Source organism: Streptomyces aurantiacus (assembly GCF_027107535.1).
In the GTDB taxonomy this organism is placed as follows: domain Bacteria; phylum Actinomycetota; class Actinomycetes; order Streptomycetales; family Streptomycetaceae; genus Streptomyces.
The window spans coordinates 1,570,815-1,589,230 of sequence record NZ_CP114283.1; the positions used below are offsets into that span (position 1 = coordinate 1,570,815).

Consider the following 18,416-nt stretch of genomic DNA (forward strand, 5'->3'; position numbering starts at 1 on the left):
GGGGGTGGGGGGACGCGGATGTCCGCTCAGTTCTAGGCGGCCGGACGGTGTCATGTCCATAGCTGATCACCGGGGGGCGTGTGAGGGGTGAGAATCGTTTCTGCAAAGGATTGGGAACGCCCCGCGAAGCTCCGGGAGGAGACCGTCGGATGAGCCGGCTGCCCTTCTTCGTCTACGGGACCCTGCTTCCCGGCGAGGAGAACCACGACGTCTTCCTGCGGGGCCGCACGCTCTTCGAGGCCCCGGCACGACTCACGGGTGCAGTGCTGTACGAGGGGCCCGGCTACCCGTACGCGGTCGAGGAGCCCGCCGGTGTTGTGTGCGGGGAACTCGTCACCGCCGAGCCCCGTCTGTACGTCCGACTCCTGGGCGCCCTCGACCGGTTGGAGGAGTACGCGCCGGGCGACCCCGCCAACCTCTACGAGCGCGTGGCCCGAGAGGTGACCCGCGCGGACGGGACGCGTACGTGGGCCTGGGTGTACGTGGCGGCGCCCGCTGTGGCGGCGGGGCTGCGGGCGAGCGGCAAGCTCATCGAGGGGGGCGACTGGCGGGCCAGGTGAGGACACCGCGAAGGGACGCGGGGCCGCGAGAAGGGACGCGGGCGCCGCCAGGAGGGCGCGGGGCGCGTGGTCGGCCCACGACGGCCCGCAGCGTCCGTTCCACCTCAGCCCGTCCGCTCGGGCTCGGCCGGCTCGGCGTGCTCCACCCGCTCCACCCGCACCGCGCAGGCCTTGAACTCCGGCATCCGCGAGGTGGGGTCGAGGGCCGGGTTGGTCAGCGTGTTGGCGCGCCCCTCGCCCGGCCAGTGGAACGGCATGAACACGGTGTCGGGCCGGATCGTGGTGGTGATCCGCGCGGGCGCGACCGCCCGCCCCCGCCGGGACACGACGGCCAGCGGCTCCCCCTCCACGGCCCCCAGCCGCTCGGCCAGCCGGGGATGCAGCTCCACGAAGGGGCCGGGCGCGGCGGCGTTCAGCTCGTCGACGCGGCGGGTCTGGGCACCCGACTGGTACTGGGAGACCACCCGTCCCGTGGTGAGCAGCACCGGGTACTCGTCGTCGGGTTCCTCCGCCAGTGGCCGATGGCTCACCGCGACGAAACGGGCGCGGCCGTCAGGGGTCGCGAAACGGTCGAGGAAGAGACGCGGCGTACCGGGGTGCGCCCCGGCGGGAGCGGCCCCGGACCCGGCGGGCCCCGCGTCGATCCCGGCGAGTCCCGCACCGGCCACCACGTCGGCCGCACCGTCCGTCCCGGCGCCCGACCGACCGCCGGAAGCGGCGTCCCCCGCCGGGCGGCCGGTCGCGACAGCGCCCGACGCGACCCCCTCGCCCGCTTCTCCCGCTCGCTCCGCCTCCTGCGCGGCGGAGCCGTCCGGCTCCAGCGGGCACGGCCAGAACACCCCGTTCTCCTCCGCGAGGCGGCGGTACGTGATGCCCGAGTAGTCGGCGGGCCCGCCCGCGCTGGCCCGGCGCAGCTCCTCGAAGACCTCTTCCGGATCCGTGGGGAAGCCCTTCTCCACGCCCAGGCGCGCCGCCAGTTCGTGCATCACGTGCAGATCGCTGCGGATGCCGTCCGGAGGTGTGATCGCCTGCCTGCGCAGCAGCACACGGCCCTCCAGGTTGGTCGTCGTGCCCGTCTCCTCGGCCCACTGGGTGACGGGGAGGACGACGTCCGCGAGCTCCGCGGTCTCGGACAGCACCACGTCGGCGACGGCCAGGAAGTCGAGCGACCGCAGACGCTCCTCGATGTGGGCGGCCCGGGGTGCGGACACCACCGGGTTCGAGGCCATCAGCAGCAGTGCGCGGATGTCCGTGCCCATGGCGTCGAGCAGCTCGTACGCGCTGCGGCCGGGCCCCGGCAGCGAATCGGGGTCGACGCCCCAGACCTCGGCGACGTGACGCCGGGCCGCGGGATCGTCGAGCTTGCGGTATCCGGGCAACTGGTCGGCCTTCTGGCCGTGTTCCCGTCCGCCCTGCCCGTTGCCCTGTCCGGTGAGACAGCCGTACCCCGAGAAGGGCCGCCCCGCCCGCCCGGTCGCCAGGCAGAGGTTGATCCACGCCCCGACGGTGTCCGTGCCCTTGGACTGCTGCTCGGGGCCGCGCGCGGTGAGCACCATCGCCGACTCCGGCTCGCAGAACAGCCGTACGGTCTCCCGGAGTTGGGGAACGGACACTCCCGTGATCCGTTCCACGTACTCCGGCCAGTGCGCCATCGCTGCGGCCCGCGCCTCCTCCCAGCCGCTCGTCCGCTCCTGGATGTACGCCTCGTCCGTACGCCCTTCCGCCACCACCAGGTGCAACAGCCCGAGGGCCAGGGCGAGGTCGGTGCCGGGGCGCGGCGCCAGATGCAGGTCCGCCTGCTCGGCCGTGCGCGTGCGGCGCGGGTCGATGACGATCAACTTTCCGCCGTTCTCCCGGAGTTCGGTGAGATAGCGGAGGGCGGGCGGCATGGTCTCGACGAGGTTGGAGCCGACGAGGATCACGCAGCCCGTCTTCGGGATGTCCTCCAGCGGGAAGGGCAGACCCCGGTCCAGGCCGAAGGCCTTGATGCCGCCTGCCGCCGCGGACGACATGCAGAAGCGGCCGTTGTAGTCGATCTGCGAGGTGCCGAGCGCGACCCGGGCGAATTTGCCGAGCGTGTACGCCTTCTCGTTGGTCAGTCCGCCCCCGCCGAACACCCCGCACGCGTCCGGGCCATGCTCCGTACGCGTGCGGGACAGCCCTTCGGCGATCCGGTCGAGCGCCTCGTCCCAGCCGGCCGGTTCCAGCACGCCCGCCCTGCGGACCAGGGGCGAGGTCAGCCGCACCGCGGACGAGAGCAGCGCGGGCGCCGTGCGGCCCTTGCCGCACAGGGCGCCCCGGTTCACCGGGAAGTCCGCGCGTTCCGTCACCTCGACCGAACTGCCGCCGCCGTCCGGCACCGGCGTCAGGTTCATGCCGCACTGCAGCGCGCAGTACGGGCAGTGGGTGGGCGTCACGGAGGTCTGCATACCGTTCAGCGTGCGTCGGGCGTGTTACGCGGTGCAACGCACCCCGTTACGCGGCAGGCACGGGGACCTCCCCGCGCGCCCCGGACGGCCGTGAGGGCGGCCATCGGGGCGGCGCCGTCGTCTACCGGCCGGCCGCCAGCGCCCGCTCCACGCCCGGCTCCCGGGGGCCGAGGAACACCGGGTCCGGCTCGAACACGGCGTCCAGGAGCGCCTTCCCCGCCGCGACCACCTCGCGCGCCCCGCCGTAGTACCAGGTCGCGTCGTGCACGGCGTCCACCCCGACGCCGTACGACTCGACGCCCGCCTCCTGGCACAGGGCGACCGCACGCCGGATGTGGAAGCCCTGGCTGATCAGCACGGCCTCGTCCACGCCGAAGATCTTCTTGGCCCGCACGCAGGAGTCCCAGGTGTCGAAACCGGCGTAGTCGCTGACGATCCGCCCGTCGGGCACGCCCCGCTTCGTGAGGTAGGTGCGCATGGCGTCCGGCTCGTCGTAGTCCTCGCGGCTGTTGTCGCCGGTGACCAGGACCACCTGGATACGGCCGGACCGGTACAGCCCGGCCGCCGCGTCCAGCCGGTGCGCCAGGTACGGAGACGGCTCGCCCTGCCACAGGCCGGCCCCGAAGACCACCGCGACCTCGGTGCGCGGCACGTCCGCCGCCGTCCGCAGCCGGTCGCCCGCGACCGTGAACATCCAGGTCGACGGCAGCAGCGCGAGCACACAGCCGGCCATCACGGCCTGCACGGCCCGGCGCTGTCCGGTACGCGTGCGCGGCAGTCGCGGTCTCGGCAGCTTCGGCGGTTTCGGCAGTTTCGGACGACGCATGGGACGGTCCCTCCGGGGGTGGCCTTGACCCTCAAGGACGCCGGGCACGGTGATCCGGTTCACCCCGCACCACGTGACCAGCTTCACTCGAAGTGACGTAATCCCAGGTCACGACACCTCACAGACCCCCTGTGCCCCACCGTGAACCCCCGGAAAACACCTGTCATTCCCACGCAACGGGGAGGCAACCTCCGACCGGCACCATCGGTGCATGACGGCGTCGAACCCTCCTCGCGACGAGCCCAGGACCCGCCCCGGCGGCCAGCCGCTCCATGGCGGTCACCTCGACAGTACGGCGCAACTCATGAACCGGATCAGCAGTCAGCTCGGCAGTCGGCTCGCCCTCGTCTCCCTCGACGGCACCCGGCGCCACACCCCGCCCGCGCTCGTCCTCGTGGGCCACGGCAGCCGTGACCCGCGCGCCCTGAGCACCATCCGGACCCTCATGGACCGGATCCGTGAGCTGCGCCCCGGTCTGCCCGTGCACCTCGGGCACATCGAACTGAACGAGCCCCTGCTGTCCGACACGCTCGCGGACCTCGGCACCGGTGACGCGGTCCTCGTACCGCTGCTGCTGAGCCGCGGCTACCACGTCAAGCAGGACATCCCGGAGGCGGCGGCCGCCTCGTCGGCGCGCACCCGGACCGCCGCACCGCTCGGCCCGCACCCGCTGCTCGTGGAGACGCTCCACGAGCGCCTCGTGGAAGCCGGCTGGCGGGCGCCCCTGGACGACGCGGAGCGCCGGGCGAGCGGGGTCGTGCTCGCCGCCGCCGGCTCCCGCGACCCCGACGCGGCCGTCGACACCCGCCGCACCGCGGCTCTCCTCGCCGAGCGGCTCGGCGTCCCCGTCGTACCCGCGTACGCCTCCGCCGCCGCGCCCACCGTCCCCGACGCCGTACGCGCCCTCGCCGCCCGCGGCCGCCACCGCGTCGCCGTCGCCTCGTACTTCACCGCTCCCGGCCGCTTCTCCACCGAATGCGCGGCCGCAGCCCCCTGGATCGCCGCGGCCCCGCTCGGTGCCCACCCGGTGATGGCCCGCCTGGTCCTGCACCGCTACGACCAGGCCCTCGCCGCCCCGGCGAACAGGGCACGAGAACTGGCTACGGCCTGAGCCCTCCGCCGGGCCCGGCGCGCCGGCCGCAGGGCCGTCGTGGCCGGCCGCGCAGTTCCCCGCGCCCCTGAAAACGTCGGCGCAGGCCCGTGCCCCGAAGGGGGCGCGGGGAGGCGCGACCCGCCACGGAGCACCCGCAGCCGCGGCACGGCAGAACCCTGCGGACGCCCAGGCGCACAACACAGCGCCCCAATTGTCAGCAGCTCCGCTTACTGTCGAGGCATGGAAGGCACCAGCACAGACACCACCCCACAGGCATACGAGCACCACGTCTCACCCCCCGGTTACGACCCCACGTCGGTGGACCGCTGGGCCGCGGAGCCCGACAAACGCCCAGGCCGTACCGCCTTCCAGCGCGACCGGGCACGCGTCCTGCACTCCTCGGCCCTGCGCCGCCTCGCCGGCAAGACGCAGGTCGTCACGCCCGGCACCCGCAGCCAGGTCTGGGACGCCAGCCCCCGCACCCGCCTGACCCACTCCCTGGAGTGCGCCCAGGTCGGCCGCGAGCTGGGGGCCGCCCTCGGCTGCGACCCCGACCTCGTCGAGGCGGCCTGTCTCTCCCACGACCTCGGCCACCCGCCCTTCGGGCACAACGGAGAGCAGGCACTGAACGAGTTCGCCGAGGACTGCGGCGGCTTCGAGGGCAACGCCCAGTCGCTCAGACTGCTGACCCGCATCGAGCCCAAGCGCTTCGTGCGGAGCCGGGAGAGCGGCGACCTCGTCAGCGTCGGCCTGAACCTCACCCGTGCCACCCTCGACGCCGCCACCAAGTACCCCTGGCCGCGCGGCGCCCACCCGACCGACCCCGGGTCCCCGAAGTTCGGGGTCTACGAGGACGACCTCCCCGTCTTCGAATGGGTCCGCAAGGGCGCCCCCGGCACCCGCACCACCTTCGAGGCCCAGGTCATGGACTGGTCCGACGACGTGGCGTACTCGGTGCACGACGTCGAGGACGGCCTCCACGCGGGCCACGTCGACCCCAACTGCCTGCACGCGGAGCCCGAGCGGCAGGAGATCTTCCAGGTCGCCGTCGGGCGGTACGTCCCCGCGGACACCGACCCCGCCGAGCTGGCCGAGGCGCTCGACCGGCTCCTCGCCCAGGAGTGGTGGCCGCACGGCTACGACGGCTCGGCCGTCGCCCAGGCCCGCCTGAAGGACGCCACGAGCCAGCTCATCGGCCGGTTCTGCCTCGCGGCGGAGAGCGCCACGCGCGCGACGTACGGCAGGGGACGGCTCACGCGCTACGAGGCCGAGCTGGTCGTCCCGCGCGCGGCGCGCCTGGAGTGCGCGGTGCTCAAGGCCGTCGCCGACCGGTACGTCATGCAGCGCGCCGAGCAGGAGCGGCTCCGCGCGGACCAGCGGATCGTCGTCGCCGAGCTGGCCGAGGTGCTCACCGCGCGGGCGCCGGACGGTCTCGACCCGCAGTTTCGAGCCTTGTTCGACCAGGCGACGGGCGACCGCGCCCGCAAGCGGGTGATCGTCGACCAGATCTCCTCACTGACGGACGCCGCCGCGCGATCACTGCACGCGAGGCTCAGGGGGCAAGTGTGACGTCGGGACCCCACAAGCGTGACCCTGCGTGGCCTGATCGGGCCACTCCCTCTTCCCCCATCACGCTGCGTGCGGGACGCTCGCATGTGGCGACATCCGTACGAGGAGGCATCAAGTGGTCGACGCAGATCAGACATTCGTCATCGTCGGAGGAGGCCTGTCCGGCGCCAAGGCGGCCGAGACGCTCCGGGCGGAGGGCTTCACCGGCCGCGTGATACTGATCTGCGACGAGCGCGACCACCCGTACGAACGCCCTCCGCTGTCCAAGGGCTACCTGCTCGGCAAGGAGGAGCGCGACAGCGTCTTCGTCCACGAGCCCGCCTGGTACGCGCGCAACGACGTCGAGCTGCACCTCGGCCAGACCGTCGACGCGATCGACCGCACCGCGAAGACCGTCCGCTTCGGCGACGACGGCACGCTCGTCCACTACGACAAGCTGCTGCTCGTCACCGGCGCCGAACCGCGCCGCCTGGACATCCCGGGCACCGACCTCGCCGGAGTCCACCACCTGCGGCGCCTCGCCCACGCGGAGCGCCTCAAGCACGTCCTGGCCGCCCTCGGCCGTGACAACGGCCATCTGGTCATCGCCGGCGCCGGCTGGATCGGGCTGGAGATCGCCGCGGCCGCCCGCGAGTACGGCGCCGAGGTCACCGTCGTCGAGCCCGAGGCGACCCCGCTGCACTCGGTCCTCGGCCCCGAGCTCGGCCAGCTCTTCGCCGAACTGCACCGCGAGCACGGCGTCCGCTTCCACTTCGGCGCCCGGCTCACCGAGATCACCGGCCAGGACGGCATGGTCCTGGCGGCCCGCACCGACGACGGCGAGGAGCACCCCGCGCACGACGTCCTCGCCGCGATCGGCGCCGCACCGCGCACCGCGCTCGCCGAGGCGGCGGGCCTGGAGATCGCCGACCGCGCGCACGGCGGCGGTATCGCGGTCGACGAGCAGCTGCGCACCTCCGACCCGGACATCTACGCCGCCGGTGACGTGGCCGCCTTCCCGCACACCCTGTTCGGCACCCGGCTGCGCGTCGAGCACTGGGCGAACGCGCTCAACGGCGGCCCGGCGGCGGCCCGAGCGATGCTGGGCCGCGAAACGACGTACGACAGGGTGCCCTATTTCTTCTCCGACCAGTACGACGTGGGGCTCGAGTACTCGGGCTGGGCACCCCCGGGGACGTACGACCAAGTGGTGATCCGGGGAGACGCGGCCAAGCGGGAGTTCATCGCCTTCTGGGTGAAGGAGGGCCGTGTGCTGGCCGGGATGAACGTGAATGTGTGGGACGTCACAGAACCGATCCAACAGCTGATCCGGTCGGGGGCACAGGTGGACACGGAGGCACTCGCGGACCCGCACGTCGCGCTCGACAGTCTGGTCCCGTGACCGACGGCGGCACTCGACTGTCACACCGTCCCCGTAGACTCGGCGCGTGGCTGGAAGGATCAACGACGAGGACGTGAAGGCTGTTCGGGACGGGGTCCCGATCGACGCCGTGGTGTCCGAGTACCTCCAGCTGCGCAGCGCGGGCGGCGGAAACCTCAAGGGTCTGTGCCCGTTCCACGACGAGAAGTCGCCCTCCTTCCAGGTCAGCCCGAGCAAGGGGCTCTTCCACTGCTTCGGCTGCCAGGAGGGCGGCGACACCATCACGTTCGTGATGAAGGTCGACCACCTCTCCTTCTCGGAGGCGGTCGAGCGCCTCGCCGGCCAGGCGGGCATCACCCTCCGTTACGAGGAGGGCGGGTACAACCCCTCCCACCAGCGCGGCGAGCGCATCCGGCTGGTCGAGGCCCACAAGGCCGCCGCCCAGTTCTACATCGAGCAGCTGGACAACGGCTCCGAGGCGGACACCGGCCGCAAGTTCCTCGCCGAGCGCGGCTTCGACCAGTCGGCCGCCACGCACTTCGGCGTCGGCTACAGCCCCCAGGGCTGGGACCACCTCGTCCGCTACCTCCGCGGCAAGGGCTTCACCGACAAGGAGCTGCTGCTCTCCGGCCTCGCCCAGGAGGGCCGCCGCGGACCCATCGACCGCTTCCGCGGCCGCCTGATGTGGCCGATCCGCGACATCGGCGGCGAGGTCGTCGGCTTCGGCGCCCGCAAGCTGTACGAGTCGGACAACGGCCCGAAGTACCTGAACACCCCGGACACGCCGATCTACCGCAAGTCCCAGGTGCTGTACGGCATCGACCTCGCCAAGAAGGACATCGCCAAGAGCAGCCGGGCGGTCGTGGTCGAGGGCTACACCGACGTCATGGCCTGCCATCTCGCCGGCATCACGACCGCCATCGCGACCTGCGGCACGGCCTTCGGCAGCGACCACATCAAGATCCTGCGCCGGCTCCTGATGGACAACGGCTCGGCGCGGGTGATCTTCACGTTCGACGGCGACGCGGCCGGTCAGAAGGCCGCCCTGCGCGCCTTCGAGGACGACCAGAAGTTCGCCGCCGAGACGTACATCGCGATCGCCCCGGACGGCATGGACCCCTGCGAGCTGCGCCTCGCCAAGGGCGACGCGGCCGTCGCCGACCTGGTCGAACCACGCACACCTCTCTTCGAGTTCGCCCTGCGCCAGATCGTCGCCCGCTACGACCTGGAGACACCCGCGGGCCGCGCCGCCGCTCTCGACGAGTCCGCGCCGGTCGTGGCCCGCATCAAGAACACCGGTGCCCAGCACGAGGTGGCCGTCCAGCTCGCGGGCATGCTCGGCATCCTCGACACGCAGTTCGTCGTCAAGCGGGTCGCCCAGCTCGCCCGCTGGGCCCGCGACCGCGGCGGCAAGGGCCCCGCCCCGACGAGCACCGGCCGCCCGCCGCAGCAGTACGAGAACAGCGGTCCCCGGCCCTCCTCGGGCCCCGCCCTGACCCTGCGCAACCCGGTGTTCGCCACCGAGCGGGAGCTCCTCAAACTCGCCCTCCAGCGCCCCGACCTGGTCTCCCCGGCCTTCGACGCGTACGGGGTGGACGAGTTCACCGCCCCGCCGTACGCGGCCGTCCGCGAGACGATCATCGAGGCGGGCGGCGCGGAGAACGGCACACAGGACCCGCAGGAGTACCTGGTCCGCGTCCGCGAGGCCGCCCCGGACGACGTGGTCCGCGCCATGGTCACGGAGCTGGCCGTCGAGGCCATCATGCGCAAGACGGTCGACGAGCACTACGCGGGCGAGCAGCTGGTCACCGTCCGCCGCCGCGCCGTCGAGCGCCGGGTCCGCGACGTCCAGGGCGCCCTCGCCCGCGCCAGCGCCCACGGGGACCCGGCCCAGCTGGCCGCCGTGCAGAACGAGTTGTGGGTGCTCCAGCAGTACGACCAGGCCCTGCGCGAGAAGGGCCCCTCCGCGCTCTGAGCCGGGCCGGGGTCAGCCGTGCCGGTGCGGGCCGGGCCGCCGCCCCTCGAACGCCGGCGTCATCGCCCGTACCAGCCGGTCGACGAACTCCCGCTCATGAGCCGCGAACCGCGGATACTCCGTGACGAAGTGCTCCCATTCCACGTACTGCAGGGATTGCGCCAGGTCTTCGAGGAAGACCCCCTCCCGGTCATGGCGGGGCCACTCGCCCGACAGCCGGAAGACCTCGTGCAACAGCTCGTACGGCAGTGGATGCCGCTCCGCCAGCAGCACGGCGTCGTACAGATCCTTGCCCTGCGAGTGCATGTCGTTGATCAGCCACATCAGCTTCCAGGCCAGCGACAGACCGGGAGTGGCGGCCCACACGACCGAGCCGCCCGGCAGTTCGACCGGCTCGGGCTCCTCGGGCAGTCGCTCGTTGAAGACGAAGTCGAGCTGCACGTGCCCGCCGGGAAGGCCGGGGGCGTCCCAGGGCAGCACCATACGGCGGCCCGGCACCCGGTCGTACGTCCAGATGTCCTCGACGACAGCGCCCCGCGCCGAGACACCCACGTCCGGCCCGCGCTCCCGGCGGCGCTCTTCGGCCAGCGCCTGCGAGGCGGCGGCGATCCCGTCGAGCATCCGGCCGGTGCGCCCCTCGTCGATCCGCCAGGTGCGCGGAACGACGACGAAGTCCAGGTCACCGGGCTCACGAGCGGCGTCCCCGAACCACGCCGACATCAGCACGCTGCCGCGCAGCACCAGCGAGTCCACCCACTCCGATCCGGCGATCGCGGCGAGTACGAGATCCAGGGCGCGGCGCCGGGCGGTCCGCCAGGCCGCACCCCTGGCCGGGTCGGCGAAGCCGGGGTCGGTGGCGCGGTAGGCGTTGTGATGGTGCTTCATGGAGGGATCGAAGACCGGGTACTGCACCGCGTCGTCCGCCTCCACCCAGGTCAGCGTCCGTGGCAGGTCCCGCTCCCGGCGGGTGGTGTCGTCGAGCGCCTCCCGGGGTATCTCGGCGCTCCGCCATCCGAAGTCCTGCCAGGCCCCGCTCATGTCCGAACCTCCTGGGGCGCTCTCGGCACGAGTGACCCGCGCCGCCGTGCGTCCGCGCCTTCCTCGACGCCTTCCTCGATCCACCCGTCGTCGAGGGAGACGTCACTGTCGTGGAGCACGAACTCCCGCTCCACATCGACCACTTCGATCCCGTTCAGCTCCGACAGCAGCCGCTCCAGTTTCCGCCCGGCACCCTGCGCGTCCACACCCCGGCACCGCTGTGTCACGAACCGCTCGTGCCGTCCGCCCGCGCCGTGGCCGTCACGCACCCGCCGGGCGTTCCACGAGAGGTGGGCGCCGTGCGGGACGACCCTCGCGGCCAGGGCGTGGAGGTCGGTACCGGCGTCCAGCAGCAGCTTCACATGGTGCTCGAAGTACTGCTGGTCTTCGTGTGGTTGGCCTTCGCGTGGCACCTCCGGGGCCCACGGGGACGACTCGATCTTGACGCGCAGGGGCACGAAGCCGTCCGCCCGCAGAAGAGCGGTCACTTCCTGTGCCCGGGCCGATTCGACGGCGTAGGACGGGGAACCCGCCAAGGTGACCATCGGCTGCGACGGCACACGGCCGCGGGCCAGCACGATGTGCGTCAGCTTGAGACCCGCCCCGGCCGCCCAGCACCGCAGCCGTTCCGATTCGACGGCGCCCGCGCAGCGGACCGTCACATGAGTTTCGTAAAGGGAACCGGACACTCGGGGATCGTGCCAGATCAGGATACGAACGAGCACGTGAGTTTTCCTGGACGGTAACCACGCGGTCACGGACCGGACTCAAAAAGTCACCGCACGCCCCTCGTGGCGGTGATGTGTCGTACTCCACACTGGGTTCCGGTGCCTGAGTCCTCGGAGCGCGGCCGACCCGAACGCGACGGGTCCGAAGTCCCCGCGGTTCCGCTCAATGACTTCGGGATGGACAGCGGCAAGGCCGCCGACCCCATCCCCGACGTACCGCTGCCGCACGCCTCAGCAGCGACATTCATGGAGGTCGCCCCCGTGCAGACCCAGACCCTGACCCAGAACCAGACGCAAGCCGACAACACCACGGACACGGACGCGGACACGGCCCCGGACGCAGACGTCCTCGCGGCCGTACCGGCGCAGAACCGTGCCGCGCACCACCCCGAGACGACACCGGAGCCCCAGGGCCCGCCCGAGCGGCCCGCCGTCCTCGTGGAGAGCGAGACCGAGGCGCCGGAACCGGTGGAAATGCCCCGCGGGCGGGCGGACACCGGCGGACCCTCGTCCGACCTGTTCCGCCAGTACCTGCGGGAGATCGGCCGGATCCCCCTCCTGACCGCGGCGGAGGAGGTGGAGCTCGCCCGGCGGGTCGAGGCGGGCCTCTTCGCCGAGGAGAAGCTGCGGCGGACCCCCGACCTCGACAGCCAACTCGCCCTTGACCTCGACAAGTTGGTGGTCATGGGCCGGATGGCCAAGCGCCGCCTCATCGAGGCGAACCTGCGGCTGGTCGTCTCCGTCGCCAAGCGGTACGTGGGGCGCGGACTGACCATGCTCGACCTGGTCCAGGAAGGGAACCTGGGCCTGATCAGGGCGGTCGAGAAGTTCGACTACGCCCGCGGGTACAAGTTCTCGACGTACGCGACCTGGTGGATCCGCCAGGCCATGTCCCGGGCCCTCGCCGACCAGGCCCGCACGATCCGGGTCCCCGTCCACGTGGTCGAGCTGATCAACCGGGTCGTGCGCGTCCAGCGCCGCATGCTGCAGGAACAGGGGTACGAGCCGACGCCCGAGGAGGTCGCCGCGCACCTCGACCTGACGGGTGAGCGGGTCAGCGAGGTCCTGCGGCTGGCCCAGGAGCCGGTGTCCCTCCACGCCCCGGTGGGGGAGGAGGACGACGTGGCCCTCGGCGACCTGATCGAGGACGGCGACGCGACGAGCCCCGTCGAGTCGGCGGCCTTCCTGCTCCTGCGCGAGCACCTGGAGGCGGTCCTGTCCACGCTCGGCGAGCGCGAGCGCAAGGTGGTGCAGCTGCGGTACGGGCTGGCGGACGGCCGCCCCCGCACGCTGGAGGAGATAGGGCGGATCTTCGGCGTGACGCGCGAACGCATCCGCCAGATCGAGTCCAAGACCCTCAACAAACTCCGCGACCACGCGTTCGCGGACCAGCTGCGGGGTTACCTGGACTAGCGGGCGTTCCCGGGGGCCTCCGCCCCCGGACCCCCGGTCCTCGGACGCCGGACGGGCTGGGAACTCAGCCCGTCCGGCGTCCGAGGACGAGAAACTCCCTCAGTCCACCTCCACCGCCGCCTGGGCGAACTGCGCCTGGTAGAGGCGCGCGTACGCACCGCCCGCCGCCAGCAGCTCCCCGTGCGCCCCCTGCTCCACGATCGCCCCGTCCTCCATCACCAGAATCGTGTCGGCATCCCGGATCGTCGACAGACGATGCGCGATGACGAACGACGTCCTCCCGTGCGCGAGCTTCGCCATGGCCTTCTGGATGAGCACCTCGGTCCGGGTGTCCACGGAACTCGTCGCCTCGTCCAGCACCAGGATCACCGGATCGGACAGGAACGCCCGGGCGATCGTGATGAGCTGCTTCTCACCCGCGCTGACCCCCGACCCCTCGTCGTCGATGACGGTGTCGTACCCGTCGGGCAGCGTACGGACGAACCGGTCGGCGTGCGCGGCCCGCGCCGCCTCCTCGATCTCCCCCCGGGTGACCTCCCGGGAGGCCCCGTACGCGATGTTCTCCGCGATCGTCCCTCCGAACAGCCACGTGTCCTGCAGCACCATGCCGATACCGGCCCGCAGTTCGTCCCGGGACATCCCGGCGACGTCGACGCCGTCGAGGGTGATCCGCCCGCCCGTCGTCTCGTAGAACCGCATCAGCAGGTTCACCAGCGTCGTCTTGCCGGCGCCCGTCGGCCCCACGATCGCCACGGTGTGCCCCGGCTCCACCTTCAGCGAGAGGTCCTCGATGAGCGGCTTCTCCGGGTCGTACCGGAAGGAGACCCCCTCCAGCGCCACCCGGCCCCGGAGCTCCTCGGGACGCACGCCGGTCACCGGGTCGGCCTTCTGTTCCTCCGCGTCCAGCAGCTCGAAGACCCGCTCCGCCGACGCGACCCCGGACTGCACGAGGTTCGCCATGGACGCGACCTGCGTGAGCGGCATGGAGAACTGCCGGGAGTACTGGATGAAGGCCTGCACGTCACCGATGGACAGCGAGCCGGACGCGACCCGCAGACCGCCGACCACCGCCACCAGCACGTAGTTGAGGTTCGACACGAACATCATCAGCGGCTGCATGACCCCGCTGTTGAACTGCGCCCGGAACCCGGCCTCGTAGAGCTGGTCGTTCTCCTCGGCGAACCGCGCCGCCGACTCGTCCTGCCGCCCGAAGACCTTCACCAGGGTGTGCCCGGTGTACATCTCCTCGATGTGGGCGTTCAGTTTGCCGGTGGTCCGCCACTGCTGCACGAAGTGCGGCTGCGACCGCTTGCCCACCCGGGTGGCGACGAAGAACGACAGCGGCACGGTGACCAGCGCGACGAGCGCGAGGAGCGGAGAGACCCAGAACATCATCGCGAGCACCCCGATGATGGTCAGCAGCGAGTTGATCAGCTGGCCCATCGACTGCTGGAGGGTCTGCCCGATGTTGTCGATGTCGTTCGTGGCGCGGCTGAGCACCTCACCGCGCTGCCGCTTGTCGAAGTACGAGAGCGGCAGCCGCGACAGCTTCGTCTGGACGTCCTCGCGCATCTTGTACATGGTCAGGTTGACGGCCCGGTTCACCAGCCGCGTCGCCACGGTCATCAGCAGCCCGGCCACCAGGAACGCCACGAGCGCGATCCCCAGCACCTCGCCGACCGCCCCGAAGTCGATGCCCTCGCCCGGTGTGAAGTCGGTCCCGGAGAGCATGTCGGCCGTACCGCCGTCGCCGCGCTCCCGCATCGCCGCGAGGGCCTCGGCCTTCGTCTGCCCGGCGGGCATGTCCCGCCCGACGATCCCCGCGAAGACCAGGTCGGTGGCCCGGCCCAGGATCTTCGGGCCCACGACCGACAGGCCCACGCTGAGGACCACGGCGGCCAGCATCACGTACAACGTGGTGCGCTCCGGCCTGAACTGCGCCAGCAGCCGCTTCCCGGACCCCTTGAAATCCATCGAGTGCTGGTCGGGACCGCCTCCGGCCATCATCCGCCCCATGGGCCCGGCCATCAGGCTGCCTCCGCTTCCGTCAGCTGGGAGAGCACGATCTCCCGGTAGGTCTCGTTGTCCGCCATCAGCTCGTGATGGCGGCCGGTCCCGACGACCCGGCCCTCGTCGAGGACCACGATCCGGTCGGCGTCCCTGATGGTCGACACCCGCTGGGCGACGATCACGACGGTCGCCTCCGCGGTCTCCCGCGCGAGCGCCGTACGCAGCGCCGCGTCCGTCGCGTAGTCGAGCGCGGAGAAGGAGTCGTCGAACAGATAGATCTCGGGACGCTGCACGAGGGTCCGGGCGATGGCGAGCCGCTGCCGCTGACCGCCCGACACGTTCGTCCCGCCCTGCGCGATCGGGGCGTCCAGACCGTTCTCCAGCCCTTCGACGAACCCCTTGGCCTGCGCCACCTCCAGCGCGTGCCACAGCTCCTCGTCCGTCGCGTCCGGATTCCCGTACCGCAGGTTGGTGGCCACGGTGCCCGCGAACAGATACGGCTTCTGCGGTACGAGGCCCACCGTGCGCGCCAGCAGCCGCGGCTCGACCGTCCGTACGTCGACGCCGTCCACCAGCACCTGACCGTCGGTGGCGTCGAACAGCCGGGGGACCAGCCCGAGCAGGGTCGACTTGCCGCTGCCCGTCGAACCGATGACGGCGGTCGTCTCACCCGGCAGCGCCACCAGGTCGACGGCCCTCAGCACCGGCTCCTCGGCGCCCGGGAAGCGGAACCCGGCCCCGCGGACCTCCAGATGACCGTGCCGCCGCAGCTCCAGCACGGGCGCCTTCGGCGGCACCACACTGCTGGAGGTGTCCAGGACCTCCTGGATGCGCTCGGCGCAGACCTCCGCGCGCGGCACCATCATGAACATGAAGGTGGCCATCATCACGGACATCACGATCTGCATGAGATAGGCGAGGAACGCGGTCAGGGCGCCGATCTCCATGCCGCCGCTGTCGATCCGGTGGGCACCGAACCACACCACCGCGATCGACGAGACGTTCACCACTGTCATGACGATGGGGAACATCAGCGCCAGCATCCGCCCGGTCCCCAGCGACACCTCGGTGAGGTCGGCGTTCGCCTTCCGGAAGCGCTCCTCCTCGTACGCGTCCCGCACGAAGGCCCGGATGACGCGGTTTCCGGTGATCTGCTCGCGCAGCACCCGGTTCACCGTGTCGAGCCGCACCTGCATGGTGCGAAACAGCGGCCGCAGCCGGCGCACGATGAGACTGACGGAGATCCCGAGCACCGGCACCACGGCCAGCAGCACCCCCGACAGCGGAACGTCCAGGCCGAGCGCCAGCACGATCCCGCCCACGCACATGATCGGCGCCGACACCAGCAGGGTGAACGTCATCAGCGCGAGCATCTGCACCTGCTGCACGTCGTTCGTCGTGCGGGTGATCAGGGACGGCGCCCCGAAGTGGCCGACCTCACGCGCGGAGAACGACTGCACCCGGTCGAAGACCCCGGCCCGGATGTCCCGGCCGACCGCCGCGGCCGTGCGGGCGCCGTAGTAGACGGCACCGATGTTGCAGACGACCTGCGCCAGCGAGATGCCGATCATCAGGGCACCGAAGGACAGGATGTAGCCCGTGTCCCCCGTCACGACACCGTTGTCGATGATGTCGGCGTTCAGCGTGGGCAGGTAGAGCGTGGCGCAGGTCTGCAGGAACTGCAGCAGTACGAGCAGGCCGATGGGTTTCTTGTAGGGCGTGAGATAGGTACGCAGGAGTCGTATGAGCACGCTGGGTCTCTCGGGGTCGGCGGCGGGGCGGTTGGTTGCCCTTGGCCCCTATCGTCGAACACTCCACCCGTGTTACCTCAACTGATTAACCCAAGAGAGGTCCAAGAGGGGACCACGTGCCGGCCCGGAGCCGTAGGCCGACCGAGTGGCCGGGACCCTCGGAGGGCTCAGGACCGGAAGGCCCCCGGGTGGGTCTGGTCCCGCACCGAGACGTACTGCTGCCGCACGGCCTGCCCCACCGCCAGCTCCTCGCCGGGCTCCAGGACCTGCGCGGCCGCCCCCTGCCAGACCGGGGGCAGACCCGGCTGGATCGTGCCCTGCTGGACACCGAGCGCCCAGGCCGCCTGCCGGGCCGCGCCGATCGCCGCGTAGTCCGCGGGCTGCGGCACCACGATCTGCGTACCGAGCAGCGCAGGCGCGCACGCCTGCACCGCGCTCAGCTCGGCGGCCTGGCCCAGCAGGAAGATCCGCCGCACCTCCACACCCCGCTTGCGCAGCACGTCCAGGGCGTCCGCGAGCCCGCACAGCATGCCCTCGAAGGCGGCCCGCGCCAGATGCTCGGGCTTCATCGACTCCCGCCGCAGCCCGGCCAGCGTCCCCGCGGTGTGCGGCAGGTTGGGCGTCCGCTCGCCCTCCAGATACGGCAGCATCACGAGCCCGTGGGAGCCCGGGGTGGACTTCATCGCGAGGTCCGACAGGGCCTCCAGATCGGGTACGCCGAGCAGTTCGGCGGCCCCGCGCAGTGCCCGTACGGCGTTGAGGGTGGTGACGACCGGCAGGTGCATCCCGGTCGCGTCCGCGAGCGAGGTGATCATCCCGGAGGAGTCGACCAGCGCCTCCTGGTGAACGGCCATCACGGAACCGGAGGCGCCGAGCGACACCACCGCGTCCCCGAGGCCGATGCCCAGGCCGAAGGCCGCCGCCATCGTCTCGCCCGTGCCGGCGGAGATCAGCAGCCCCTCGGGCGTCGTCCCCGCCGCCTCCCACGGTCCGAGCACATCGGGCAGCAACGCCTGGTGGCCGAGCGCCAGCTCCACGAGATCGGGCCGGTACGCACCGGTGGCCGCCGACCAGTAGCCGGTGCCGGAGGCTCCGCCCCGGTCCGTGGTCCGGCGCGCCGGACGGCCGAGCAGCTGCCACACCAGCCAGTCGTGCGCCTGGAGCAGCACCGTGGTGCGCATGGCCGCCTCGGGTTCGTTCTTCGCGAGCCAGCGCAGCTTCGTCACGGGCTGCGCCGCCTGCGGCACGCACCCCACGGCCTGCGCCCAGGCCTCCCGCCCGCCGAGCGCGTCGACGAGGTCGGCGGCGGCGACCTGCGCCCGCTTGTCCCCGCCGACCATCGCCGGGCGGATCGTGTTGCCCTGGGCGTCCACCGGGACGAGCCCGTTCTGCTGCGCGGACACACCGATGGCCTGCACGCCCTCCAGGAGCCCGCCGCCCGCGGCCTCGCCCAGGGACAGCAGCCAGGCCTGCGGGTCGACGTCCGAGGGCCGCCCGCCGTCCGCCGAGCCGTCCAGCGGATGCGGGGCATACCCCTGCCTGAGCACGGCTCCGCTGTCCGCGTCACAGACGACGATGCGTGTGAAATCGGGCGAACTGTCCAGCCCGGCGACTATCCCCATGGCGGAAATTCTGCCGTACGACCGGAGCCGGCCGTACCGGCG

The 18,416-nt window shown here is 71.9% G+C and carries 13 protein-coding genes; 6 read left to right on the forward strand and 7 right to left on the reverse strand.

Translation table 11 applies throughout. The annotated features are described in order from the left end of the window. The first annotated feature begins 149 nt into the window (after nucleotides 1-149). Entirely contained in the window at nucleotides 150-560 is a 411-nt protein-coding gene (locus O1Q96_RS08615; protein WP_269247587.1) for a gamma-glutamylcyclotransferase family protein, read from the forward strand. A gap of 104 nt (nucleotides 561-664) precedes the next feature. Here O1Q96_RS08615 and O1Q96_RS08620 read toward each other — a convergent pair whose 3' ends face one another. Together O1Q96_RS08620 and O1Q96_RS08625 are read right to left on the reverse strand one after the other, a co-directional pair. Beyond that, on the reverse strand, nucleotides 665-2,989 hold the full coding sequence (locus tag O1Q96_RS08620) for a molybdopterin oxidoreductase family protein (protein WP_269247588.1): 2,325 nt from the start codon (nucleotides 2,987-2,989) through the stop codon (nucleotides 665-667). Between the two features lie 121 nt (nucleotides 2,990-3,110). Beyond that, nucleotides 3,111-3,815: a SanA/YdcF family protein gene (locus tag O1Q96_RS08625; RefSeq protein ID WP_269247589.1), complete on the reverse strand. Its 705-nt coding sequence runs from the start codon at nucleotides 3,813-3,815 to the stop codon at nucleotides 3,111-3,113. A gap of 211 nt (nucleotides 3,816-4,026) precedes the next feature. On the opposite strand from O1Q96_RS08625, the gene O1Q96_RS08630 reads away from it, so the two are divergent. From O1Q96_RS08630 to dnaG, 4 genes are all read left to right on the forward strand, one after another. Continuing rightward, a complete protein-coding gene (locus tag O1Q96_RS08630) occupies nucleotides 4,027-4,926 on the forward strand; it encodes a sirohydrochlorin chelatase (RefSeq protein WP_269247590.1) in 900 nt (299 codons plus the stop codon). Nucleotides 4,927-5,148: 222 nt separating this feature from the next. Further along, nucleotides 5,149-6,477, forward strand: a complete 1,329-nt coding sequence (locus tag O1Q96_RS08635) for a deoxyguanosinetriphosphate triphosphohydrolase (RefSeq protein WP_269247591.1) — start codon at nucleotides 5,149-5,151, stop codon at nucleotides 6,475-6,477. Between the two features lie 115 nt (nucleotides 6,478-6,592). After that, a complete protein-coding gene (locus O1Q96_RS08640; protein ID WP_269247592.1) occupies nucleotides 6,593-7,858 on the forward strand; it encodes an NAD(P)/FAD-dependent oxidoreductase in 1,266 nt (421 codons plus the stop codon). Nucleotides 7,859-7,904: 46 nt separating this feature from the next. Beyond that, nucleotides 7,905-9,812, forward strand: coding sequence for a DNA primase (gene dnaG / locus O1Q96_RS08645; RefSeq protein WP_269247593.1), 1,908 nt, complete (start codon nucleotides 7,905-7,907; stop codon nucleotides 9,810-9,812). 12 nt (nucleotides 9,813-9,824) lie between these two features. On the opposite strand, the gene O1Q96_RS08650 is transcribed toward dnaG, so the two are convergent. Further along, nucleotides 9,825-10,850 carry a nucleotidyl transferase AbiEii/AbiGii toxin family protein gene (locus tag O1Q96_RS08650; RefSeq protein WP_269247594.1) on the reverse strand — a complete coding sequence of 342 codons (1,026 nt, stop codon included), beginning with the start codon at nucleotides 10,848-10,850 and terminating at the stop codon, nucleotides 9,825-9,827. Then, a complete protein-coding gene (locus tag O1Q96_RS08655) occupies nucleotides 10,847-11,539 on the reverse strand; it encodes a hypothetical protein (RefSeq protein WP_269247595.1) in 693 nt (230 codons plus the stop codon). Before O1Q96_RS08655 ends, O1Q96_RS08650 begins: the two co-directional genes overlap by 4 nt. 138 nt (nucleotides 11,540-11,677) lie before the next feature. Between O1Q96_RS08655 and O1Q96_RS08660 the strand changes: the two genes are divergently transcribed. Further along, a complete protein-coding gene (locus O1Q96_RS08660) occupies nucleotides 11,678-12,991 on the forward strand; it encodes an RNA polymerase sigma factor (protein WP_269247596.1) in 1,314 nt (437 codons plus the stop codon). 99 nt (nucleotides 12,992-13,090) lie between these two features. Here the strand turns inward: O1Q96_RS08660 and O1Q96_RS08665 are convergent, their stop codons facing one another. The 3 genes from O1Q96_RS08665 to O1Q96_RS08675 all read right to left on the reverse strand — a co-directional run bounded on the left by O1Q96_RS08665 (nucleotide 13,091) and on the right by O1Q96_RS08675 (nucleotide 18,374). Then, the gene (locus O1Q96_RS08665) at nucleotides 13,091-15,019 is read right to left on the reverse strand and encodes an ABC transporter ATP-binding protein (RefSeq protein ID WP_269247597.1); all 1,929 of its coding nucleotides are present in this window, start codon (nucleotides 15,017-15,019) and stop codon (nucleotides 13,091-13,093) included. Then, nucleotides 15,019-16,752, reverse strand: coding sequence for an ABC transporter ATP-binding protein (locus O1Q96_RS08670; protein WP_217454422.1), 1,734 nt, complete (start codon nucleotides 16,750-16,752; stop codon nucleotides 15,019-15,021). Before O1Q96_RS08670 ends, O1Q96_RS08665 begins: the two co-directional genes overlap by 1 nt. 167 nt (nucleotides 16,753-16,919) lie before the next feature. Continuing rightward, a complete protein-coding gene (locus O1Q96_RS08675) occupies nucleotides 16,920-18,374 on the reverse strand; it encodes an FGGY family carbohydrate kinase (protein WP_269247598.1) in 1,455 nt (484 codons plus the stop codon). Nucleotides 18,375-18,416: the final 42 nt, after the last annotated feature.

Excerpts from the sequence above, each read along its gene's own strand:
- O1Q96_RS08635 (WP_269247591.1), top strand. The coding sequence starts at position 5,149 with ATGGAAGGCACCAGCACAGACACCACCCCACAGGCATACGAGCACCAC.
- O1Q96_RS08650 (WP_269247594.1), bottom strand. The coding sequence starts at position 10,850 with ATGAGCGGGGCCTGGCAGGACTTCGGATGGCGGAGCGCCGAGATACCC.
- O1Q96_RS08625 (WP_269247589.1), bottom strand. The coding sequence starts at position 3,815 with ATGCGTCGTCCGAAACTGCCGAAACCGCCGAAGCTGCCGAGACCGCGA.
- O1Q96_RS08675 (WP_269247598.1), bottom strand. The coding sequence starts at position 18,374 with ATGGGGATAGTCGCCGGGCTGGACAGTTCGCCCGATTTCACACGCATC.
- O1Q96_RS08620 (WP_269247588.1), bottom strand. The coding sequence starts at position 2,989 with ATGCAGACCTCCGTGACGCCCACCCACTGCCCGTACTGCGCGCTGCAG.
- O1Q96_RS08615 (WP_269247587.1), top strand. The coding sequence starts at position 150 with ATGAGCCGGCTGCCCTTCTTCGTCTACGGGACCCTGCTTCCCGGCGAG.
- O1Q96_RS08665 (WP_269247597.1), bottom strand. The coding sequence starts at position 15,019 with ATGGCCGGGCCCATGGGGCGGATGATGGCCGGAGGCGGTCCCGACCAG.
- O1Q96_RS08630 (WP_269247590.1), top strand. The coding sequence starts at position 4,027 with ATGACGGCGTCGAACCCTCCTCGCGACGAGCCCAGGACCCGCCCCGGC.